Consider the following 213-nt stretch of genomic DNA (forward strand, 5'->3'; position numbering starts at 1 on the left):
CATGATCAGCTTTTTCGAGGCGAGGAATTCCGGCGGGCTGTTGACAGCATCCACCGCAATCAGGGTTCCGTTGCGCAGGTAGAAGGCCGCGAACTTGCGTTCCTTCGGGTCGCCGCGCACGACGATTTCATCATAGTCCTGGCTGAGGCCGGCAATCTGCAGCTTCAGGTCATACTGGTCAGACCAGAACCAGGGGCAGTCTTCCGCCGGGCG

At 60.1% G+C, this 213-nt stretch carries 1 protein-coding gene; it reads right to left on the bottom strand.

Annotated features, from left to right (window positions below; all coding sequences use genetic code 11):
* Window positions 1-213: oxidoreductase C-terminal domain-containing protein (locus HY30_RS03510; RefSeq protein ID WP_034737199.1), on the bottom strand; the 213-nt coding region annotated here is incomplete at both ends.

The sequence above is a fragment of the Hyphomonas chukchiensis genome, from assembly GCF_000682695.1.
In the GTDB taxonomy this organism is placed as follows: Bacteria; Pseudomonadota; Alphaproteobacteria; order Caulobacterales; family Hyphomonadaceae; genus Hyphomonas; species Hyphomonas chukchiensis.